Here is a 20,615-nt window from a genome sequence, read left to right on the forward strand (position 1 = left end):
ATAAACAAAAAACGATGTACCCAAAAACAATGAAAGCTGCAGTTATCCATGAATATGGAGGACCACTGGCCATAGAAGAACTTCCGGTTAGACCGCTCAATCAATATGAGATTTTGGTTAAGGTAATTTCATGTGGTGTTTGCCACACCGATCTGCATGCCTGTAATGGCGACTGGCCGGTAAAATCAAAAATGCCATTGGTGCCAGGCCACGAAGCCATTGGGTTGGTAGCTGCAATGGGTCACGATGTTAAAAGTGTTAAAGAAGGTGATGTAGTTGGTGTACCATGGTTGTACAGTGCCTGTGGCTGTTGCGAATTTTGTTTAACAGGTTGGGAAACGTTATGCTATGAGCAGCAGAATGGAGGCTATAGTGTAAACGGAGGTTTTGCAGAGTATGTAATTGCCGATTCGAGATATGTTGCCCATTTCCCTTCTCATGTAAATTTTGCAGAAATGGCACCCATTATCTGTGCCGGGGTTACTGTATACAAAGGTTTAAAAGAAACCGAGGTTAAAGCAGGTGAGTGGGTAGCCATATCAGGTATTGGCGGGCTCGGCCATCTTGGGGTTCAGTATGCAAAGGCCATGGGTTTTCAGGTTGCCGCGATTGATATTTCAAACGATAAATTGGAAATGGCCAGGAAACTCGGTGCCGACATTGTTGTTAATGCGCTGGAACAGGATCCGGGTGAATTTCTTAAAAAACAAACCGGTGGCATGCATGGTGTACTGGTTACGGCAGTAACACCTATTGCTTTTAGTCAGGGGCTTTCGGCATTGCGCAGAAAAGGTACTTTATCACTAAATGGATTACCTCCGGGCAGTTTTGACCTTCCCATATTCGATACCGTGTTGAACAGAATAACCATCAGGGGTTCTATTGTCGGCACCAGAAAAGATATGCAGGAAGCCATCGAATTTGCGGTAGATGGAAAGGTAAGGGCGCAGGTTAAATCAGCTAAACTGGAAGGCATTAACGAAGTATTCGGACAGATGAAAAAAGGTGAGATTGAGGGGCGGATTGTTTTGGATATTTCTGGTGATTAGGTGTTTATCAATCAATATTAACGAATAAGAAGATGTTAGGAATATTAAAAGAAGAGGACATAGAAAAGCTCCTTAAGGAACAATATATTGGCCGTTTGGCCTGCCATGCCCACGGGATAAGTTACATTGTGCCCATCAATTATGTGTACAGCAGCGGCACAGTCTACGCGCATTCTGCTCCAGGACAAAAAATCAGGATGATGAAAAGTAATCCTCAGGTTTGTTTTCAAACCGATCAGATCCGCGATACCTTTAACTGGAAGAGTGTGGTGTGCTGGGGCAAATTTGAAGAAATCATCGATGCTTCGGAAAAACAAAGGGCGCTTCAGGGGATCATCCATCGAATGATGCCTTTAACCAATACTCCTTCGGAGCAACCATCGCATGGAACTGGCAAGAAAGATACCTATGATGAAGATTTAATCGTGTTCAAAATTATCTTTCATCTTAAAACAGGTAGGTTTGAGGTTAACGATAGCGTTGAATGAGCGGTTTTAGTAAAATAAGTATATCCCAAACTTTCCAAAAAGGCATATTATAAAAACGTTAAAAGTGACCCTACTCACTTTTCGTTTTGACAGGCATCACCCCCAGATGAGTTCAACTATAGTAGTTTTGCTGTCGAAACCATTGAGGGTGTATCATAAAGGCGATTTCGCCTCAGATGCTGTCATGTTGAGCCTGTCGAAACACCTTAGAGGGTATTTAAGCAGGTCCTTCGACAGGCTCTCCGTAGGAGTCCTTTGGACAGGATGACAAATCTATCTTTATGATGCAACCTCAGATTACATAACGAAACACCATGCCACATTCATTCCATATCCCCGTATTGGGCCTCGGTTATTCTATCGATACGCCATTAAAAGTTGCCAGGTACGGTATTTCATCAGTGCTGTCTATTGTTGATGATGAATTGATCGAGCGCATGCGAGCTTATCATTCAAAAAATCGGTCGGTTCATTTCGAAGCCATTCCAAAAGGAGCAGCTGATAGCCGGAGTAAACGCATCACTGCCTACCTCAATTTTTTGCTGGAAACGATAGCCGATGATTTTAAAGCCTTAAAAAAGCAGGATTTTAGTGCCGGAAATGATATATGCCGTTATTTCGAACTATTGCCTGATACGTCTAAATTAAAACATGGCTACCAACTGATGCTGGACTATCCCGAAGGTGAAACCAAGCAGACCTTCCAATCGCTTTTAAAAAATGCAATGCGGATGGGGGCTATTGATGTGAATATTATGGCCAAGGTAGATAAAATGAATTATGTAGATGACCAATACACAGGCGATCTCAATACCGATGCCTTAAGTGCATTACGTGGTTTTGCCGAAAGTAAACTGAATGCCTCAGTTGTGCTGTCTGCTGGTATGAACCCGAAATTATACAGCTATATGGAAAATTTTGATGACTTTTTCCCAGATGAAAACAAGAACCTGAAAAAGAAAATCATTTTAAAAGTAAGCGATTTCAGGTCGGCCCTGATACAGGCTAAATTTTTGGCAAAAAAGGGTTTGTGGGTTTCAGAATTCAGGATAGAGTCGGGCTTAAACTGTGGTGGCCATGCATTTGCAACAGAAGGTTATTTACTGGGGCCAATTTTGGAAGAATTTAAGCTCAAAAAAAACGATATGCTTGCTGAGCTTTTTAAAATGTACCAATCTGCTTTGGCACTAAGAGGCATACAAATAGAAAACCCACCCAAACAGCGGGTGAGTGTTCAGGGTGGGATTGGCACCGCTGCAGAACACGATTTCCTCCTTCAACATTACAATCTCGATGCCACGGGTTGGGGAAGCCCATTCCTATTGGTACCCGAAGTAACTAATGTAGATGCCGAAACACTGGCGCAATTGGCCAGCTCAACAGAAAGCGATTTTTACCTGAGCGGAGCCTCTCCGCTGGGTATCCGGTTCAATAATTTTAAAAACAGTACGATAGAACTTCAGCGCGCCGAGCGGATTGAAAAGGGCAGGCCCGGAAGCCCATGCACCAAGAAATACCTTTGCAACAATACCGAATTTACCGAGCAGGCCATCTGTACGGCATCCCGCGAATACCAGCACTTAAAAATTAAAAGTCTTAAAACTGCTGGCCTACCGGCAGATGAATACCAAAAACAGTTTAATCTGGTTACTGAAAAAGTTTGCCTTTGTGAAGGCTTATGTGCCGCTACCTATTTGAAATATGACATGGCTAAACCCAAAGAAAGTACCGCAGTAGCCATTTGCCCGGGGCCAAACCTGGCTTATTTTTCTGATGTATATTCATTCGATGAAATGGTTGGCCATATTTACGGAAAAATTAACCTGCTGGCACAAATAGAAAGGCCACATATTTTTATCAAAGAACTTAACCTCTATATCGATTATCTTCAGGATGATATTAAACAGCAGCTTCAACATTTTAGCGATAAAAAAAGGAAGCAGTTAAACGCATTCAAATTCCAGCTGGCCGAAGGGATTAATTATTATAAAAAGCTTTTTGCCGAGGTTGCAGACCAGGCATCTGGAGAATTAAAAGGATTATATGAACAGCTGGCGAAGTCGAAAGACAAACTGGACGGATTGATTGTTGAATAAGCAGAAAAAGATCGGGAATAACTTTTCTATATTTACAAGGATATACTGATGTATTACATGGATAGATCGAAATTTTTAGATGCCATTATTGAAAATGCCATTGATGGGATTATTACCATTGATGATAAGGGGATTATAGAACATTTAAATCCGGCTGCACTTGAGCTTTTTGGTTATGACAGAGCAGAACTGGTTGGAAAAAACGTATCGGTTTTAATGCCAGAGCCCGATCATTCACAGCATGATGGCTACTTATCCAGATACGAACATACCGGACAGAAACACATTATAGGTATTGGCAGGGAGGTTTCAGGAAAGCGTAAAGATGGCTCGGTTTTTCCTTTCAGGCTGGGGGTAAGCGAAATAAAATTTAGCGACCGTAAAATTTATACCGGTTTTATCCACGATCTGAGTAAAGAAAAGGCCAATGAGGAGCAGATCAGAAGTTACACCGAAAAACTAGAGGTCAAGATCAAAGAACGTACACACGATCTGGTAAAGCTGGTATCCGAACTCGAAATGGCCAAAGAAAATATGCAGGCACTTTTTCAGAAAGAGAAAGAACTCAATCAGCTCAAAACAAGGTTTGTTTCTATGGCCTCGCATGAGTTTAGAACACCGCTCAGTTCGATACAATTATCGGCTTCTTTAATCGATAAATATACCTCCAGGCATGATGTGGCCAGTGTAGAAAAACATACGCTGAAAATCAAAAACTCGATCAACAATCTCACTACGATCCTGAACGATTTCCTCTCATTGGAAAAACTTGAAGCGGGAAAAGTGGAAGCATCGGCACAATCTTTCAACATCATCAGTTTTGCTGAAGAAATAGCTGAAGAAATGCAGATGATGACCAAAGAGAACCAGCACATCATTTACGAACACACAGGTACAACCGCCGAAGTTTACCTCGATCCGAACCTGTTGAAAAACTGTGTCATTAATCTGATTTCCAATTCGATAAAATACTCTGGCGCAGATACTTTGATCCAGTTCAATTCTATTTTAAAAGATGATGAACTCATTTTGGAGGTGAAAGACAATGGAATCGGCATTCCAAAAGTAGATCAGCAAAATCTGTTCGAACCATTTTTCAGGGCACACAATACGGGCGACATCCCCGGCACAGGTTTAGGCCTGAACATTGTGAAAAGATACGTAGGTTTGATGAACGGAGCCGTAAGCTGCCAGAGCGAACAAAACTCAGGTACTATTTTTACACTCACCTTTGCGCTAGGTAAATAATTTACAATTAAACACCCAATCTCCATGAACAAGAAAGTTTTGATTATTGAAGATAATGACGACATAAGGGAAAGTACAGCTGAGGTACTGGATCTGGCCGGTTATGAAACTTTTACCGCGAAACATGGTAAGTTAGGTGTAGAAATGGCTTTAAATCATTTGCCTGATGTGATCCTCTGTGATATCATGATGCCAGAACTTGATGGTTATGGTGTACTATACCTACTGAACAAAAACCAGAAAACGGCCAATATTCCTTTTATTTTCATTACGGCAAAAACCGAGCGGGCAGACATGCGAAAAGGCATGGAGATGGGCGCAGATGATTACCTCACCAAACCGTTTGATGATATAGAACTTTTTAAGGCTATAGAAAGCCGGTTTAAAAAGAAACAACAATCAGCTGGCTTTAATTCAAGTGCAGGCAACAATGAAACGGTTATGGATGAGCTTCGTAAAAAGGGCAAATTAAGGCCAATTGCCAACAAGCAGATTATTTATGTGGAAGGGGATGAACCTAGCCATTTGTATTATTTGGTTAAAGGGCAGGTAAAAACATATAAACGTTTTAAGGATGGCAGGGAACTTTCTTCCAATCTGTATCATGACGGCGATTTTTTTGGGTACGAAAGCCTGTGCAACGGCGAAGTGTATGCCGATAATGCTGCAACCTTAACCGAATCAGACATTATACAGATCCCCAAAGCCGATTTTATGGAGTACCTGCTCAACCATCAGGCCGTATCCAAAACATTTATCACTTTGCTATCAGGAAATGTACGCGATAAAGGAAAGCAGATGCTTCAACTCGCCTATTCTTCAGTAAGAAAGCGTGTGGCAGAAGCATTGCTACAGGTTGCAAGGAAATTTGGTGATGGTACTTCCGACAGCTGTACCATCCGGATTTCGCGCGATGACCTTGCTGCATTGGTAGGTACGGCCAGCGAAACCGTAAGCCGAATGCTTGCTGATTTTAAAGATGAAAAACTGATCGATAAAACAGGCAATGCCATAAATATCCGCTCAATCGAAAAACTCAGAAACATTAAACAGTAACGCAATTATTGGTTCACTTGACCATTGTGTGGCCGGGCTTGAAGGAGTCGCAGCAAGCTATTTCGATCAGCAATGTGCTTAATCGATTTCGCACTGCCCACTTCAAATTAATCCTATCCCGGGTAATACTTTACATTTCCCGGGATAGGGTTGTTTTTATGGTAAAGTGGTTAAATTAACACTTGGCGCTATGCCAGTAGCGCTTCTGTTCAAAGCTGTTCCGTAAGCTGTATAAGAGGCAAAAAAACCTCCATTTTTCAGATAAAAGCTATTACCCGTAACGCCGCCCTGGTAATCCATACGTTGCTCAGCTGATGCAGTAGCATCGTAACTAAAACTGGCATTGGTAACCTCTGTCCAATTGCCACTACTGGTTTTATACCATTGATTACCGTAGTTACAACTTCTTTGCAGGTAGCCCTGGTCTGGGTTAAAGTTCTCGATAAACGAATACATTCCTGTTAAATATGCCGTTGTATTTGGACGTTTCCATTGTGCTATGATCTTCCAGGTACCGTTTTCGGGTGCATAAAACCAGGCCGTATAATCCGATCCGCCCGCACCATCGGGTTTGCCCCGCAATAAGAATTTATAGGTAGTACCTGCTACCCAGTTAAATAAGAGATAAGATTGTCCGCCGGTGCCTTCGCCACCAAACCCATTAGAGGTTATATCAGTTCCCTTCCTTACCAACGTAGTGCTGCCGGTTGATGGATCCCATACCGAAAATAATACCCTTCTTTCTGTAGCTGAGTTAACCTGCATGCCAAAGTAACCCCCGCTAAAACCATCGGCCATGAAATAAGAACCAATTTTGTCTTGTCCGCTGGGCACATTCAGCTCACTGTAAAACCATTCTGTGCCCGATGGTACGGTGTAATTTAAATGGCAAGATGGGCCTCTTCTCGACCAATAATAATCAGCTACGGTATTGGCATATTGCACATTGGAAGCCACAGCAGGCCCGCTAATCACCAGGTCGGAAATGTCTCCATAGTAACTGCCTGTTTTACTCACCCCCTGTATATCTACCCGTACATAGCCAGCAGCTGTAATATTTACGGTACCAATGGTAGTTGTGGTGGCAGTGGTACCGGTAATGGTTTTATTAAATACAGTGCCATTAATAGTTACCTTAATGTTACTGCTTCCTGAAGGTACGGTGCCTTTTACCGCTACCGTTAAACTTCCGGTAAGTCCTAAACGGAACCATACACTGGTAATCGTGCTGGCTGATGTCCAATTATGTAAACCAGTATCATTAATTAAGCCACCTGTGCCAGCGGTATAGGCATTACCACCTAAACCGACGTTTAGGGACGACCCGCCCAAACTTTCGGTAACTGCAATGGCGTTTTTAATTTTTGACGTCTCTGTTTCCGCGAGGGTTTCTGTTTTTTTACACGAATACAGGCTTAGCAATAATAGCAGGCCTGTGGCAAGTGAACTTGTTTTTTTCATTTTGGTTAGTATATGGTTGTTTATAATTAAGTTGCACACATTTTACCAATCTGTAATGCAGATGGTTTTTTGCTTAACCCAGCCCCATTTTCAACTGTCTGTTTTATAATTGTCACACTCGGCCGCTAATCCAACCCAAACACATTAGTGCAATAAAAAACAAGGAATATTTTGCACTAACCAGAATTGAAGTTAACGACTAACAATTGATAAAAATTAAGATTCTCAGCGCAAACGTTTGCTCAATTCAGCTATATTTTGCAAGGGAAAAAGACATCATTTTATAGGTAATACAGCTTTTGTGAAGTTTGTAGTTGTATGTAGTCTTAATATGGCTTAAACAAATCATTTTTGTTAAATGCTGCTCTAAACGATTTGATTATTAGTGTTTTATAGCTTTGTTTTTGAGCCTTTTTTGAATAAACACAAACGTTTGTGTGCAGAAATGTAATTAATTTATTGATTATTGGTCCACTGGTAATTAGCCAATAGTTCATCGTCTTATTCTTCATTGGGTGCCTGGAAGTGGGCGCCAGCCTGTGGCGATTATCGGTAAAGCAATCGAATTAGGTTTTTTATTTGTTCGTTGTTTAAATCGCTTAATTGCCGCTAAACGCTAAACTAAGAAATGTAACTAAAATCATTTTTTTCTCTAAGCATCCTCACCTGTTGCGGCTTACTTCCGCTATAGTTTTGTACATATAAACTCTGTATATGAAAGCTATAGCTTACAACATCAAACCCGATGAAAAGGAATGGTTGGTACTGGCCAATTATAAAAAACACGACATTACCATAATTGCCAACAGTTTAACTATTGATACGCTTTCATTTGCAACCGGAAAGGAAGCCCTGTTGGTTTTTAACAACGATGAACTGAGCGGGGCGATGATTCTGGGGCTAAAAGCCCTGGGCATAAAATATATTGCAACCTCATCTTCCGAAACAGACCATCTTGATTTAAAAGCTGCCGGTTCTGCTGGAATCAAAGTGGCAAACGTTCCTTTGGCATCTGGTGATGCCGACGCTAAACAACGGATGGGGCAGGTCATCAAAAACCTCGATCAATGGGCTGCGGGTAAATGCGTAGGTAATGCGTGCTGCTGTCAAAACGAATGTTCTACCCTAAAAGCGCTCAAATAATGGAAATTGCTACACTACTTAAAAAATACAATGTTGCCACACCAAGGTACACCAGTTACCCAACTGTTCCTTACTGGGATATTGAAAATTTCACTGCAAATGGTTGGTTAGCCAATGTAGCCAACACCTATGAAAGCCATAAAGATGAAGGGATCAGTCTATACATCCACCTTCCATTTTGCGAGAGCCTGTGCACCTATTGCGGTTGTAATACCCGGATAACAAAAAACCATAGTTTAGAGGTACCGTATATAAATGCTGTACTGGCAGAATGGAAAATGTATGTAGAAGTTTTGAGGGAGAAACCTAAACTAAAGGAACTGCACCTGGGTGGTGGAACCCCTACTTTTTTTAGTGCAGAAAACCTCGAAATCCTCATCAATGGCATTATGGAGCATGCAATCTTGGCTCCAGGTGCAGAACTTTCTTTCGAGGCACACCCTGCCAATACGACTAATACGCATTTAACAGTACTCTACAAGCTTGGGTTTAGGAGGTTAAGTTTAGGGATACAGGACTTTGATCCAAAAGTTCAGTTCCTGATCAACCGCTTTCAAACGCCCAAGCAGGTAGCTGAGGTTACGGCAGAAGCGAAGAAAATCGGTTATACCTCTGTTAATTTTGATCTGATCTATGGCCTTCCGGGGCAAACTGTTAATGGATTAACAGACACCATAAAACAGGTGATTGATATGCGGCCAGACCGGATTGCCTTTTACAGTTATGCGCATGTGCCATGGTTAAAGCCCGGTCAGAGACATTACGCGGAAGAAGATGTTCCTATTGGGGATGAAAAGTTTGCCTTATACCAACTTGGCAGGCAGTTACTGGATGAAGCTGGTTATAAAGACGTTGGTATGGATCATTTCGCACTAAAAACCGATTCATTGTTCCAGGCGATGGCCGATCTGAAACTCCATCGCAATTTTATGGGCTATACCAACCAGCATACCCGTTTACTTATCGGATTGGGCGTGTCTTCCATCAGCGATAGCTGGACAGCCTTTGCACAGAACCCCAAAACGGTAGAAAGCTACTTCAATAAAATATCGCAAGCAACATTGCCTGTAGAAAAAGGGCATTTCCTTACCGGTGAAGATCTTGAGGTAAGAAAACATATCCTTAACATGATGTGCAGGGAAAATACGAGCTATAAAGAAGGTATTCCCGAGCCAGTGTATGGCAGGCTCTTGCCTTTATTACGCGATAAGCTGGTATGGGTAACCGAAAAAGAAATTAGGATTACCACCAAAGGGCGATCTTTTTTGCGCAACGTGTGCATGGCCTTTGATGAGAAACTGTGGCTCAAACAGCCCAAAACCCAATTGTTCAGCTCGTCAATTTAAGTACAGGTTAAAATGGAAGATCAAAATAAAACTGCAACACGTGCCCTTTGCTATCATTGCGGCGAAGATCTGCCCAAGGTGAAATATCAGGCAGAAGATAAAGATTTTTGTTGCGCTGGCTGCATGGCCGTTTTTAAGATCCTTTCAGAAAACAATCTTTGTAATTATTATGTGTACAATCGTACACCAGGCCAGCAGTTTAAAAATGAAAGCCATTTAGAATATCTGGATGAGCCAAAAATTATCGACCAGCTGCTCGATTACAAACATGAAAGTTCGAGCATCATTACATTTTACATTCCGGCCATTCACTGCAGTTCATGCATCTGGTTGTTGGAACACCTCTATAAAATCAATCCAGCCATATTCGATTCACGTATCGATTTCATTAAAAAACAGGCAACCATAAGTTTCAACCATGAGGAAATCTCGTTAAGACAACTGGTAGAAGCTTTAAACCAGATCGGTTACGGCCCCTCGATCAATCTGCAGGATGTGGTAAAAGCGCACAGCAGCTCGGTAGACAAGGCTTTAGTGCTAAAAATTGCTGTCGCTGGCTTTTTAATGGGCAATGTTATGCTTTTTAGTTTCCCGGAGTATTTTGGCCTTTCAGGTTTCGAGAAACAATTTCAATCACTTTTTGGATGGCTAAACCTTACTTTTTCCATTCCTGCCGCTTTTTATTGTGGACGTGATTATTTTACCTCCGCAATTACCAGTATCAGGCATAAACATATTAATCTGGATACCCCTTTAGCATTGATTATTGCCGTCCTGTTTCTGAGGACAGCTTTCGAAATCATTTTTAGCGCTGGACCAGGTTTTGCCGATACCCTAACAGGTTTGGTATTTTTACTTTTGATGGGCAAATGGCTCAAGCAGCGTACTTACCATCATATTTCTTTCGACCGCGATTACCGTTCATATTTTCCGATAGCCGTAACCACCTTGCAAAACGGTAAAGAAAAGCCAGTATCTATAAACGAAATCAAGATCGGCGACCGGCTGTGGATCAGGAGCGGAGAATTGGTGCCTGCAGATGCGATTCTAATGAAAGGTGAGGCCTGGATGGATATGAGTTTTGTTACGGGTGAGTCGGCACCGGTACATAAAGTTCTGGGCGAAATTATTTATGCGGGTGGCAGGCAGACCGCCGAAGCGATAGAACTGGAAGTGGTCAAACCTGTTTCACAGAGTTATTTAACCGGACTGTGGAACCGAGAACATTATAAAAATGAACGCAAAAAGCAGAATTTTAATGATACCGTAGCCAAATACTTTAGCCTGGGCGTTTTCCTGATCGCATTTTCGGCCACAGCATATTGGTTGTTCCAAAACAACAGCCATAAGGCCTGGTCTGCATTTACCGCAGTGATTATTGTAGCCTGTCCGTGCGTACTGGCTTTGAGCACGCCATTTACCTTATCCGCAATTTTATCGGTTTTTGATAAGAAAGGTTTTTATGTAAAAAATACAGACGCCGTTGAGGAACTTGCCAAATGCGATACGCTGATTTTTGATAAAACAGGCACGCTGACCAGTAATGAAAATGCAGCGATCATCTTTAGCGGAATTATAACCGATGAAGAAAAGATTATTGTTGCCTCATTGTTGCGGAATTCTATACATCCCTTGAGCAGGCATATCATTAAGGCTTTAAATGTCGACCGGTTTTACTCACTCAGCGATTATAAAGAGGTGATTGGAAAAGGTTTGACGGCCAGAATTAACGGCCAAAGTATTTATGCGGGGCATCTGTCAATGCTGCCGATCCAAGTAGCATCTGCCGCTGAGAGCGGGGTGCATATTATGATCGATCATGTATATAAAGGATGTTTTGATATCAGGCAACAATGGCGGCCAGGGCTGGAACAAATGATTCTAAAACTTTCTCGATTCGATTTGCAGGTTTTATCCGGCGATACCGATAAAGACCGCTGGATGCTGGATACCATTTTCACGAAAAATACAACCATCAGGTTCCGCCAGAGCCCGCACCAAAAACTGAATGCTGTTCTACAGCTTCAACAGCAAGGGAATAAAGTAATGATGTTGGGCGATGGGTTAAATGATGCCGGCGCCCTGAAACAGAGCAACTTTGGCGTTGCAATAACCGATAATATTAACAGTTTCAGCCCTGGTTGCGATGCCATTCTCAAAGGCAGCGCCTTAAATTTTCTGCCAGATTTTATCCGGTTAAGTAAAGACGGGCTGAAGATTATTAAAACAAGCTTTGCAATAGCCATTGCATATAATTGTATTGGTATTTACTTTGCTGTGCAGGGCACACTTTATCCTTTGGTAGCCGCAGTACTGATGCCGATTAGCACAGTTACCATTATCTCCTTTACCACTTTGGCAACCAGGTGGTTTGCCCGTAAAAATAAACTGATATGAACATCCTTTACTTTTTGGTTGGCTGCAGTGTTTTAATGGCGCTCATTTTTTTGGCTGCGTTTTTCTGGGCCTATAAAACCGGTCAGAATGATGATGTACATACCCCAGGTATCCGCATGCTCTTCGACGATGAGGTTATTGTTGAAAAAAGTGAAGAAGATCACTTTTCTAGCTAAGCATCATCATCCTTTGTCTATCCACCGGAGAATACCTTTGGTGTACAAAACATACAAAAATTCAGCTTCTATTATGCAGTTAGAAAAATTTACTTACGATAACAAGATTGTTCGGAACTTTGGTATTGCCACCCTGGTTTGGGGAATTATAGGCATGACGGTTGGCTTGCTCGCAGCAATGCAATTATTCAAACCTGCAATGAACATGGGCAGTCAGTATACCACATTTGGGCGGATCAGGCCGCTGCACACCAATGCCGTAATTTTCGCCTTTGTGGGCAATGCCATTTTTATGGGGGTTTATTATTCGCTCCAGCGTTTGTTAAAAGCACGGATGTTTAGCGATGTGCTGAGCAAAATCCACTTCTGGGGCTGGCAATTGATCATTTTGTCGGCAGTAATCACCCTGCCGCTTGGCTTTACCACTTCGCACGAATATGCCGAACTCGAATGGCCGATTGATATTGCCATCACCATCATATGGGTGGTTTTTGGTGTTAACATGTTCGGTACCATTTTCAAAAGGAGAGAACGTCATTTATATGTGGCCATCTGGTTTTACATTGCCACATTTGTTACCATAGCGGTATTGCACATTGTAAACTCTTTTGAGCTGCCTATTTCTTTCATGAAAAGTTATTACGTGTATGCCGGCGTGCAGGATGCATTGGTACAATGGTGGTATGGGCATAATGCAGTAGCATTTTTTCTAACCACACCTTACCTGGGCATGATGTATTACTTTTTGCCGAAGATGGCCGGTAGACCGGTTTACTCTTATAAACTAAGTATCCTGCATTTTTGGTCGCTTATTTTTATTTACATCTGGGCGGGCCCTCACCATTTGTTATATACTTCATTGCCCGGTTGGGCACAATCATTAGGCGTTGCCTTTTCCATTATGCTGATTGCACCAAGCTGGGGTGGTATGATTAACGGTCTGTTAACCTTGCGCGGTGCCTGGGATAAGGTAAGAGAAGATGTAACCCTTAAATTTATGGTGGTTGCCCTTACCGCTTATGGTATGGCCACCTTCGAAGGTCCGTTATTATCTTTAAAACAGATTAACGGTGTAGCCCACTTTACCGATTGGATTGTTGCCCACGTTCACGTTGGTGCTTTAGGGTGGAACGGCTTTTTAACTTTTGGTGTACTGTACTGGTTAATTCCACGTATTTACAAAACAGAATTATATTCTAAAAAGCTTGCAGGTTTCCACTTTTGGGTAGGTACTCTGGGTATACTTTTTTATGCTGTGCCGATGTATTGGGCAGGTTTTACCCAAGGGCTGATGTGGAAAGAATTTACGCCCGAAGGGTTATTAAAGTACCCGAATTTCTTAGCCACTACGCTACAGATTATCCCGATGCATGTTTTGCGTTCAATTGGTGGTGCACTGTATTTAGCAGGGGTAATTGTAATGACTTATAACCTGGCCAAAACCATGTTAGGGGCTAAATTGCTTGCTAATGAACCGGCAGAAGCCATGCCATTAAGCAAAGTTATCATCGAAACCTCTTCAGCAGATAAAGCCTGGCACAGGGTTCTGGAACGTAAGCCAATGAAATTTATGGTGTTATCACTCATCATCATCTTAATTGGGGGCATGGTAGAAATGATGCCAACATTTACCATTCAATCTAACGTGCCGACCATAGCCAGCGTAAAACCTTATTCAGCGCTCGAACTTCAGGGAAGAGATCTGTATATCAGAGAAGGCTGTGTAAACTGCCATTCGCAAACGGTGCGGCCTTTCCGTTCAGAAACCGAACGTTATGGAGAATACAGCAAGGCTGGAGAATTTGTATATGATCACCCGTTTTTATGGGGGAGTAAACGAACAGGACCTGATCTTCATCGCATAGGCGGGAAATATTCCGATGCCTGGCATTACAATCACCTGGTCGATCCAACTTCAATGTCGCCAGGAAGCATTATGCCGCCATACCCATGGCTGATTGAGCAGAAACTGGACATTACAACCACCGCCAGCAAGATCAGGGCCATGCAAACATTGGGCGTTCCTTATCCCGATGGTTATGATAAACGAGCTAACGATGATTTAAAAGTTCAGGCCGAAAAGATCACACTCGACCTAAAACAGAATAATATTAAGGTTAAAAGCGACAGGGAAATAGTAGCCATTATTGCTTACCTGCAACGTTTGGGTACCGATATCAAAGCCAATAAAGAAACCATTCCTTCAAATCAATAAAATATGTTCAACCAGATCAAAGATTTAGCCGGTGGCGAAATATACCTCATCACCTCTCTGCTCATGTTCATGGTGTTTTTTGTAATCGTGGGTATTTACCTGTTCAAACTAAATAAAAAACATATCGAAGTGATGAGCCAGCTTCCCATTCAAGACAATCAACCTATTGCATATGAAGAAGATTAAACTATTGTTCTTATTCCTGTTCAGCTCAATTACAGCCTTTGCTGCAAACGAGAAAGCCGCAGAAACCGTAACACCTGCTCAGGCAGGCTTGGGGTTAAACCAATCGGAAATACTGATTATCATCCTCTTGGTTTTTGCAGTTGTGCTTCTTGTTGTTTCAGTAACCTTGTTAAATGCATTCAAGGTAATGTATCAGGAACAGTTAAATCCTACACCATACACCAAACCTGTAAAGGAGCCGGTTTTGGATTACGATACCTGGTTAAAGCAACAGCCTGTTAAACCTTCAATCTGGTCAAAACTTTTAAGCCTAAGGCCAATTGAAGAAGAAAAGGATCTGGTCATCGATCATGCTTACGATGGTATAAAAGAACTGAACAATCCTGTTCCGGCATGGTTCAACTTCCTTTTTTACGGTACAATGATTTTTGCTGCGGCATATCTTTTTTATTACCACATTGGTGGCTATGGAGACCTGCAGGATAAAGAATACGAAAATGAAATGGCCAAAGCGAAGATAGAAAAAACAGCCTACCTCGAAAAATCGGCCAATACCATTGATGAGAATTCGGTTAAGTTTGATAATACACCAACCGTGTTGGAAGAAGGAAGAACTGTTTTTACCACAAACTGTGTGGTATGCCATGGCGATAAAGGCCAGGGCATCATCGGGCCAAATTTAACCGACGAGTATTGGATACATGGTGGAGGCATAAACAATGTTTTCAAAACCATTAAATATGGGGTGCCCGAGAAAGGAATGATCAGCTGGGAGAAAAACCTGAACCCAAAACAGATCAGTGCTGTTGCCAATTTTATCCTATCGTTAAAAGGGACAAATCCTGCAGGAGCAAAAGCACCACAGGGTGAGAAATACGAAGCGAAAGATTTAAAAGACAATGAGATGAAGGCAGCAACAGACAGTGTAAATCAGGCCAATGTTACCAAAAAATAAAAAAGAAAATAAAGGCGGGGGCAGAAATTTTATCTATCCTAAACAGCCATCAGGCAGGTTGTATACCTACCGGAAATGGGTAAGTTATGTGCTGCTTTTATTTTTGTTTGCCTGTCCATTTGTAAAGCTTAACGGTGAGCAACTGGTACTGCTCAACTTTATAGAAAGAAAATTTGTATTCTTTGGATTGATTTTTACCCCACAGGATTTTTACCTGTTTGCCCTTGCAATGCTCATTTTTATTATGTTCATCGTATGCTTTACAGTAGTGTTGGGCAGGCTATGGTGCGGATGGGCTTGCCCACAGACAATTTTTATGGAAATGGTTTTCCGCAGGATCGAATACTGGATTGAAGGCGATGCCAACAAGCAAAAGAAATTAGACGAAGCCGGTTGGACCGCGGAAAAAATATTCAAAAAAGTAAGTAAACATTTCATCTTTCTGGTGATTTCTTTTGCCATTGCAAATACTTTTTTGGCATACCTGATCAGCTCGGATGTACTCCTTAAAATTATAACGGAGCCCGTATCAGGCCATATTTCTGGCTTTGTATCCATCTGGCTGTTTACATTTATATTCTATGGGGTATTTACCTATGTACGCGAAGTGGTGTGTACGGTAATCTGTCCGTACGGTAGGTTACAGGGCGTTTTGTTAGATAATCAAAGTCTGGTGGTCGCCTACGATTTTACCAGGGGCGAGCCGCGGGGCCATCTTCAAAAACAGGACGCAGCTTTAAAAACGGGAGATTGTATAGATTGTGGGCTTTGCGTGCAGGTTTGCCCCACAGGTATCGATATCCGCGAAGGTACACAGCTCGAATGTGTAAACTGTACGGCCTGTATCGATTCTTGCAACGAGGTAATGCTTAAAATAAACAGGCCCAAAAATCTGATCGGTTTCTTCAATCAGGATTTTATTAAGGAACGTAAGCCCTATAAAATTGGCTTAAAATCTTACGGTTATGCTGCGGTACTGTTTGTGGTAATGATGGTTTTTTCTTCACTGATCTATAAAAGAGAAGATATCCAGACCACGGTATTAAGAGCAAGTGGTACTTTATACCAAAGCAGGGGGGCAGATAAAACGAGCAATCTTTATAATGCAGAGCTGATCAACAAAACCAATAAAGCAGTAAAATTCAGATTTAGGTCGCAAAATGATGGTGATGAAATTGATTTTATCCAAAAAGCTGATGTTTTGCCAAAAGAAGGTTCAGTACACCTTACTTTCTTTCTGATCAGGAAAAATAATGCCATTAAAAAATATAAAACCGAAGCGGTTTTCGAAATTATTGCCAATGGTAAAGTTTTAAGCACAGCAACTACAAGTTTTTTCGCGCAACCGGAAGGAATTGAATGATTGAGTTAGAGAATGAGAGAAGGATTGAATGATTGAATTTTGAATGATTGAATCTGGAGTTATGTTGCCATTCAAAACTCACTCATCCAAGATTAAAAAATAAGAGATTATGAACTGGGGAACAAAAATAGTGTTGGGAATGATTGCATTCATGATGTTTATTGTGGGGATGGTAGTTTATATGTTCCATGTACACGGACGGGATGCGTTGATCGAAGAAAATTATTACGAAAAGGGCATCAATTATAATGCAGAATACAATGCCAAAGTGAACGTTATAGACGATAATGCAAGCCCTAAAATTACCATTACAAAAACTCAGATTATTATTGAAATTAAAGATCGTGCTAGCTATAATCTCATTTTAATGCGGCCTGGCAATAGTGATGATGATATTAAACTAAAAGGAAATACTTCTGGAACAGCCAATCTCATTCTGGTTGATAAAACTAAAATGCCCAAGGGAAGGTGGTTTTTAAACCTCCAATGGCACTCCTCAGGAAAAGATTATCTGTTTAAAAATAACATCACCCTATGATGGATTTTTTGCCACTGGCATTTTTGATGGGGCTTTTCGGAAGCCTTCATTGCGCCGTAATGTGCGGGCCGATCATGCTGGGTATGCCATTCAGAAAGCAGGATTTCTTTCAAAGTGGGTTACAGCTTTTGTTGTACCAATTTGGCAGAATTGCCGTGTACACTGTATTAGGATTGTTGGTGGGTGCTTTAGGAAGTAGTATCCGCATTTTTAGCGATCAGAAAATGTTGAGTATCCTAATCGGTTCTATACTGATTTTATTTACAGCGCTACAGTTTAATGCGGCTTATAGAAATAGGTTTTCTAAGTTCCAGTCATGGGTACTCCAGCCGCTAAGAAGATTAATGGGAAAGGTATTCAATTTACCGTTGTGGGGATTGTTTGCCGGAATGCTTAATGGCATCATCCCCTGTGGAATGGTTTATCTGGCACTCGCAACTGCCTTAAATACCGGTAGTATTAAATCTGGCGGTACTTTTATGCTTCTTTTTGGATTGGGTACCACGCCACTGATGCTCATGATTTCGTTAGGGGGGATCTTCCTGAAAAAATACATCCGTTTCAACACCAATAAGCTTATTCCATGGTTTATGTTTTTTATGGGGGCCTTACTTATCTTGAGGTCGGCAGATCTGGGTATTCCCTTTATATCACCAAGAAATACGGGTGCCTACGGTCATGTTATAGATTGCCGGTAAAAAATGCGCCAATTTAATGTGTTTTCTATTCAGATGAAGATTTAATGTTTTAGATAAGAAAATTGTTGCATGCTGTGAATGTAGTACTACAATATTCATAGAGCAATTACAGTGGCCATGAAAGGAAAGCCAGCGAATACCATCTCCAATATTTTGAACCGGATTACCAATGAATTGAACGAATAAGCAAAGCCCCCTAATCTTACTATAGCCATTTTTGTAAAACAATTACATACTCAACAAAAAAGACTATGGGACTATCAGGTTTAGGAATTTTTCATACCATCATTGGTATCGTGGCCATTGTAGCAGCAATCATTTCATTTGTACGCTTTGGCAAAATTGATTTAACTCAGCTTAGTGGCAAAATATACTTTTATACCACTGCTGTTACGGCTTTAACTGCATTGGGAATCTCCAAACATGGAGGCTTTAATGCCGGGCATATTTTTTCGGTATTCATTTTTATTTTAGTGGTGGTGGCTTTTTGGCTTTCGGTAAAGCGCAGTGTCAATAATAAGGCCCGCTACATAGAGAATTTTTTGCTCTCTTTCAGCTTCTTTCTGTCGCTCATTCCTACTGTGAACGAAACCTTTACCCGGGTTCCGCTGGGGCATCCACTGGCCAAAAATCCTACCGATCCTATCATTGCCCAAACATTACTGGTGCTCTTAATCGCATTTATTGCCGGTGCCATCTACCAATACATTAAACAGCGCAATGCGCTTAAAATACGGTAAAGCAAAGCTTGTGATTTTCGGATAAGCTAATGCAAGGGGGCAGAAAAGCCAAACCATGCATTAGTTTTTCTATTTTTATAGCTGAAGGTTTTTAAAATATGATCATTGACCATAAAAAATACGATTTGTTTGGTAAATCCATTATCCAAAACATCAGGATAAAGGCACCTTTTACCTTCGATTTTCCCATTACCGATAATGCCTGCTTTTTGTACATGTTACAGGGCGAAATGCAATATCACCGCGATGAAGACCGGGTAAATATACCGCATAAACATGCTTTGTTTTTAAATTGTATACAGGCAAGCAAAACCATCAGTAACTTAAATGAAGGTGGGATTAACGAAATTATGGTCGTTAATTTTCATCCCGATATTTTAAAGCGGATCTACGATCGGGAGATGCCGGTGATCCTTCAGGCACCCGACCGGATGGTTTCGAACAAAAGTGTCGAAATTTTAAGCAATAATTTTTTAATCGAAAAATATATTGAAGGCCTGCTGTTTTATTTTCAGCATCCGGCACTGGTTAACGAAGATATACTGGTTTTAAAGTTAAAAGAAATTATCCTGCTACTGGCCCAAACCGCTAATGCCCGGGCCATACAAACCATATTTGCACAGCTTTTTTCGCCTGCTACCTATACGTTTAAGCAAATTATTGAGGCCAACCTGTTTGAACAACTCAGTATCGAAGCCCTGGCACAACTTAATAATTTGAGTTTATCGTCTTTTAAACGCGAATTTGCCAGGCATTACAACGATACGCCAGCCAATTATATCAAAACCAAAAGGCTCGAAAAAGCGGCCGAACTGTTGTTAATTTCAAACGAAAGGATTAAAGACATTGCTTTTAATTGTGGTTATAACGATTTGGCCAATTTTACCAAAAGCTTTCGCGATAAATACGAGTGTACACCCAGCGATTTTCGGCAGCGTTATTAGGGCTTGGTATTTGGTGCTACTGGGATGCCAAGGTTTTTCTTGAAAAGCACACAAAAGGCCTCATCTGCTTGCCCATATCGTTTTTCATAACCTGTCAGGCCATCAATGTAATAGTTTAATTCCTTGTTCGATAAAGTAGTTGTTCTGGAAAGATCTTTTATTGTCCAGGGAAAGTTGCTATGGTTCGGATTCGGAGTGTGTAAAAATAAGGCATCGTGATAGCTGTCAAAATCAATCAACGTTGCCCATATTTGATAATCAGTTTGCAAAGACTTTGCTTTTTCTGCGAGTAGATCAAAATGTCTAAATAGTTTGTCGAGATGAGGTTTGCGTTTTTTAAAACTATTATTGCCATAACCACGCCAGTCAAAATGTGTGTGCCATAAATCAAACCAGGCATGTTCAGGGTCGTCGAAGTTCAATGCAGACCAGTTGCTGTTTTTTACCCTAAGGTTTTTATAATAACGTCTAAGTCCCCTATGTTTTTTTAGTCTGTTCATATTGCTGTATTTCAGC

Annotated in this window: 19 protein-coding genes; 17 read left to right on the forward strand and 2 right to left on the reverse strand. The window is 41.3% G+C overall.

What is annotated here, in order from left to right; translation table 11 throughout:
* Window positions 1-29: 29 nt before the first annotated feature.
* The 5 genes from adhP (at window position 30) to AC1RJ8_RS13675 (ending at window position 5,937) form a co-directional block, all read left to right on the forward strand.
* Window positions 30-1,049, forward strand: coding sequence for an alcohol dehydrogenase AdhP (gene adhP / locus AC1RJ8_RS13655; RefSeq protein ID WP_492954290.1), 1,020 nt, complete (start codon window positions 30-32; stop codon window positions 1,047-1,049).
* A 32-nt stretch (window positions 1,050-1,081) separates the two neighbouring features.
* Window positions 1,082-1,537 (forward strand): pyridoxamine 5'-phosphate oxidase family protein, encoded by a 456-nt coding sequence (locus tag AC1RJ8_RS13660; RefSeq protein WP_492954291.1) that lies wholly within the window; start codon window positions 1,082-1,084, stop codon window positions 1,535-1,537.
* Between the two features lie 314 nt (window positions 1,538-1,851).
* A complete protein-coding gene (locus AC1RJ8_RS13665) occupies window positions 1,852-3,633 on the forward strand; it encodes a hypothetical protein (RefSeq protein WP_492954292.1) in 1,782 nt (593 codons plus the stop codon).
* A gap of 57 nt (window positions 3,634-3,690) precedes the next feature.
* A complete protein-coding gene (locus AC1RJ8_RS13670; protein WP_492954293.1) occupies window positions 3,691-4,881 on the forward strand; it encodes a PAS domain-containing sensor histidine kinase in 1,191 nt (396 codons plus the stop codon).
* A gap of 24 nt (window positions 4,882-4,905) precedes the next feature.
* On the forward strand, window positions 4,906-5,937 hold the full coding sequence (locus AC1RJ8_RS13675; RefSeq protein WP_492954294.1) for a response regulator: 1,032 nt from the start codon (window positions 4,906-4,908) through the stop codon (window positions 5,935-5,937).
* A gap of 156 nt (window positions 5,938-6,093) precedes the next feature.
* Here AC1RJ8_RS13675 and AC1RJ8_RS13680 read toward each other — a convergent pair whose 3' ends face one another.
* The gene (locus tag AC1RJ8_RS13680; RefSeq protein ID WP_492954295.1) at window positions 6,094-7,398 is read right to left on the reverse strand and encodes a DUF3472 domain-containing protein; all 1,305 of its coding nucleotides are present in this window, start codon (window positions 7,396-7,398) and stop codon (window positions 6,094-6,096) included.
* A gap of 714 nt (window positions 7,399-8,112) precedes the next feature.
* Here AC1RJ8_RS13680 and AC1RJ8_RS13685 point away from each other — a divergent pair.
* From AC1RJ8_RS13685 to AC1RJ8_RS13740, 12 genes are all read left to right on the forward strand, one after another.
* Window positions 8,113-8,541 (forward strand): lactate dehydrogenase, encoded by a 429-nt coding sequence (locus AC1RJ8_RS13685; protein WP_492954296.1) that lies wholly within the window; start codon window positions 8,113-8,115, stop codon window positions 8,539-8,541.
* A complete protein-coding gene (hemN, locus tag AC1RJ8_RS13690) occupies window positions 8,541-9,887 on the forward strand; it encodes an oxygen-independent coproporphyrinogen III oxidase (RefSeq protein ID WP_492954297.1) in 1,347 nt (448 codons plus the stop codon). Before AC1RJ8_RS13685 ends, hemN begins: the two co-directional genes overlap by 1 nt.
* 12 nt (window positions 9,888-9,899) lie before the next feature.
* Complete coding sequence (locus AC1RJ8_RS13695; protein ID WP_492954298.1) at window positions 9,900-12,284, forward strand: heavy metal translocating P-type ATPase; 2,385 nt, start codon at window positions 9,900-9,902, stop codon at window positions 12,282-12,284.
* Window positions 12,281-12,460: a cbb3-type cytochrome oxidase assembly protein CcoS gene (gene ccoS, locus AC1RJ8_RS13700; protein ID WP_492954299.1), complete on the forward strand. Its 180-nt coding sequence runs from the start codon at window positions 12,281-12,283 to the stop codon at window positions 12,458-12,460. Before AC1RJ8_RS13695 ends, ccoS begins: the two co-directional genes overlap by 4 nt.
* 73 nt (window positions 12,461-12,533) lie before the next feature.
* Window positions 12,534-14,675 (forward strand): cytochrome-c oxidase, cbb3-type subunit I, encoded by a 2,142-nt coding sequence (gene ccoN / locus AC1RJ8_RS13705; RefSeq protein ID WP_492954300.1) that lies wholly within the window; start codon window positions 12,534-12,536, stop codon window positions 14,673-14,675.
* A 3-nt stretch (window positions 14,676-14,678) separates the two neighbouring features.
* Window positions 14,679-14,861 (forward strand): hypothetical protein, encoded by a 183-nt coding sequence (locus tag AC1RJ8_RS13710; RefSeq protein WP_492954301.1) that lies wholly within the window; start codon window positions 14,679-14,681, stop codon window positions 14,859-14,861.
* Window positions 14,848-15,816 (forward strand): cbb3-type cytochrome c oxidase N-terminal domain-containing protein, encoded by a 969-nt coding sequence (locus AC1RJ8_RS13715; protein ID WP_492954302.1) that lies wholly within the window; start codon window positions 14,848-14,850, stop codon window positions 15,814-15,816. Before AC1RJ8_RS13710 ends, AC1RJ8_RS13715 begins: the two co-directional genes overlap by 14 nt.
* Window positions 15,800-17,179 carry a cytochrome c oxidase accessory protein CcoG gene (gene ccoG, locus AC1RJ8_RS13720; protein WP_492954303.1) on the forward strand — a complete coding sequence of 460 codons (1,380 nt, stop codon included), beginning with the start codon at window positions 15,800-15,802 and terminating at the stop codon, window positions 17,177-17,179. Before AC1RJ8_RS13715 ends, ccoG begins: the two co-directional genes overlap by 17 nt.
* 109 nt (window positions 17,180-17,288) lie before the next feature.
* On the forward strand, window positions 17,289-17,717 hold the full coding sequence (locus AC1RJ8_RS13725; RefSeq protein WP_492954304.1) for a FixH family protein: 429 nt from the start codon (window positions 17,289-17,291) through the stop codon (window positions 17,715-17,717).
* Window positions 17,714-18,415: a sulfite exporter TauE/SafE family protein gene (locus AC1RJ8_RS13730; protein WP_492954305.1), complete on the forward strand. Its 702-nt coding sequence runs from the start codon at window positions 17,714-17,716 to the stop codon at window positions 18,413-18,415. Before AC1RJ8_RS13725 ends, AC1RJ8_RS13730 begins: the two co-directional genes overlap by 4 nt.
* Before the next feature lie 251 nt (window positions 18,416-18,666).
* Window positions 18,667-19,155 (forward strand): hypothetical protein, encoded by a 489-nt coding sequence (locus AC1RJ8_RS13735; RefSeq protein WP_492954306.1) that lies wholly within the window; start codon window positions 18,667-18,669, stop codon window positions 19,153-19,155.
* 98 nt (window positions 19,156-19,253) lie between these two features.
* On the forward strand, window positions 19,254-20,099 hold the full coding sequence (locus AC1RJ8_RS13740; RefSeq protein WP_492954307.1) for a helix-turn-helix domain-containing protein: 846 nt from the start codon (window positions 19,254-19,256) through the stop codon (window positions 20,097-20,099).
* Here AC1RJ8_RS13740 and AC1RJ8_RS13745 read toward each other — a convergent pair.
* On the reverse strand, window positions 20,096-20,599 hold the full coding sequence (locus AC1RJ8_RS13745) for a hypothetical protein (protein ID WP_492954308.1): 504 nt from the start codon (window positions 20,597-20,599) through the stop codon (window positions 20,096-20,098). The two genes, AC1RJ8_RS13740 and AC1RJ8_RS13745, sit on opposite strands and share 4 nt — an antisense overlap.
* Window positions 20,600-20,615 lie beyond the last annotated feature (16 nt).

The sequence above is a fragment of the Pedobacter sp. GW822-FHT03F06 genome (assembly GCF_058801365.1).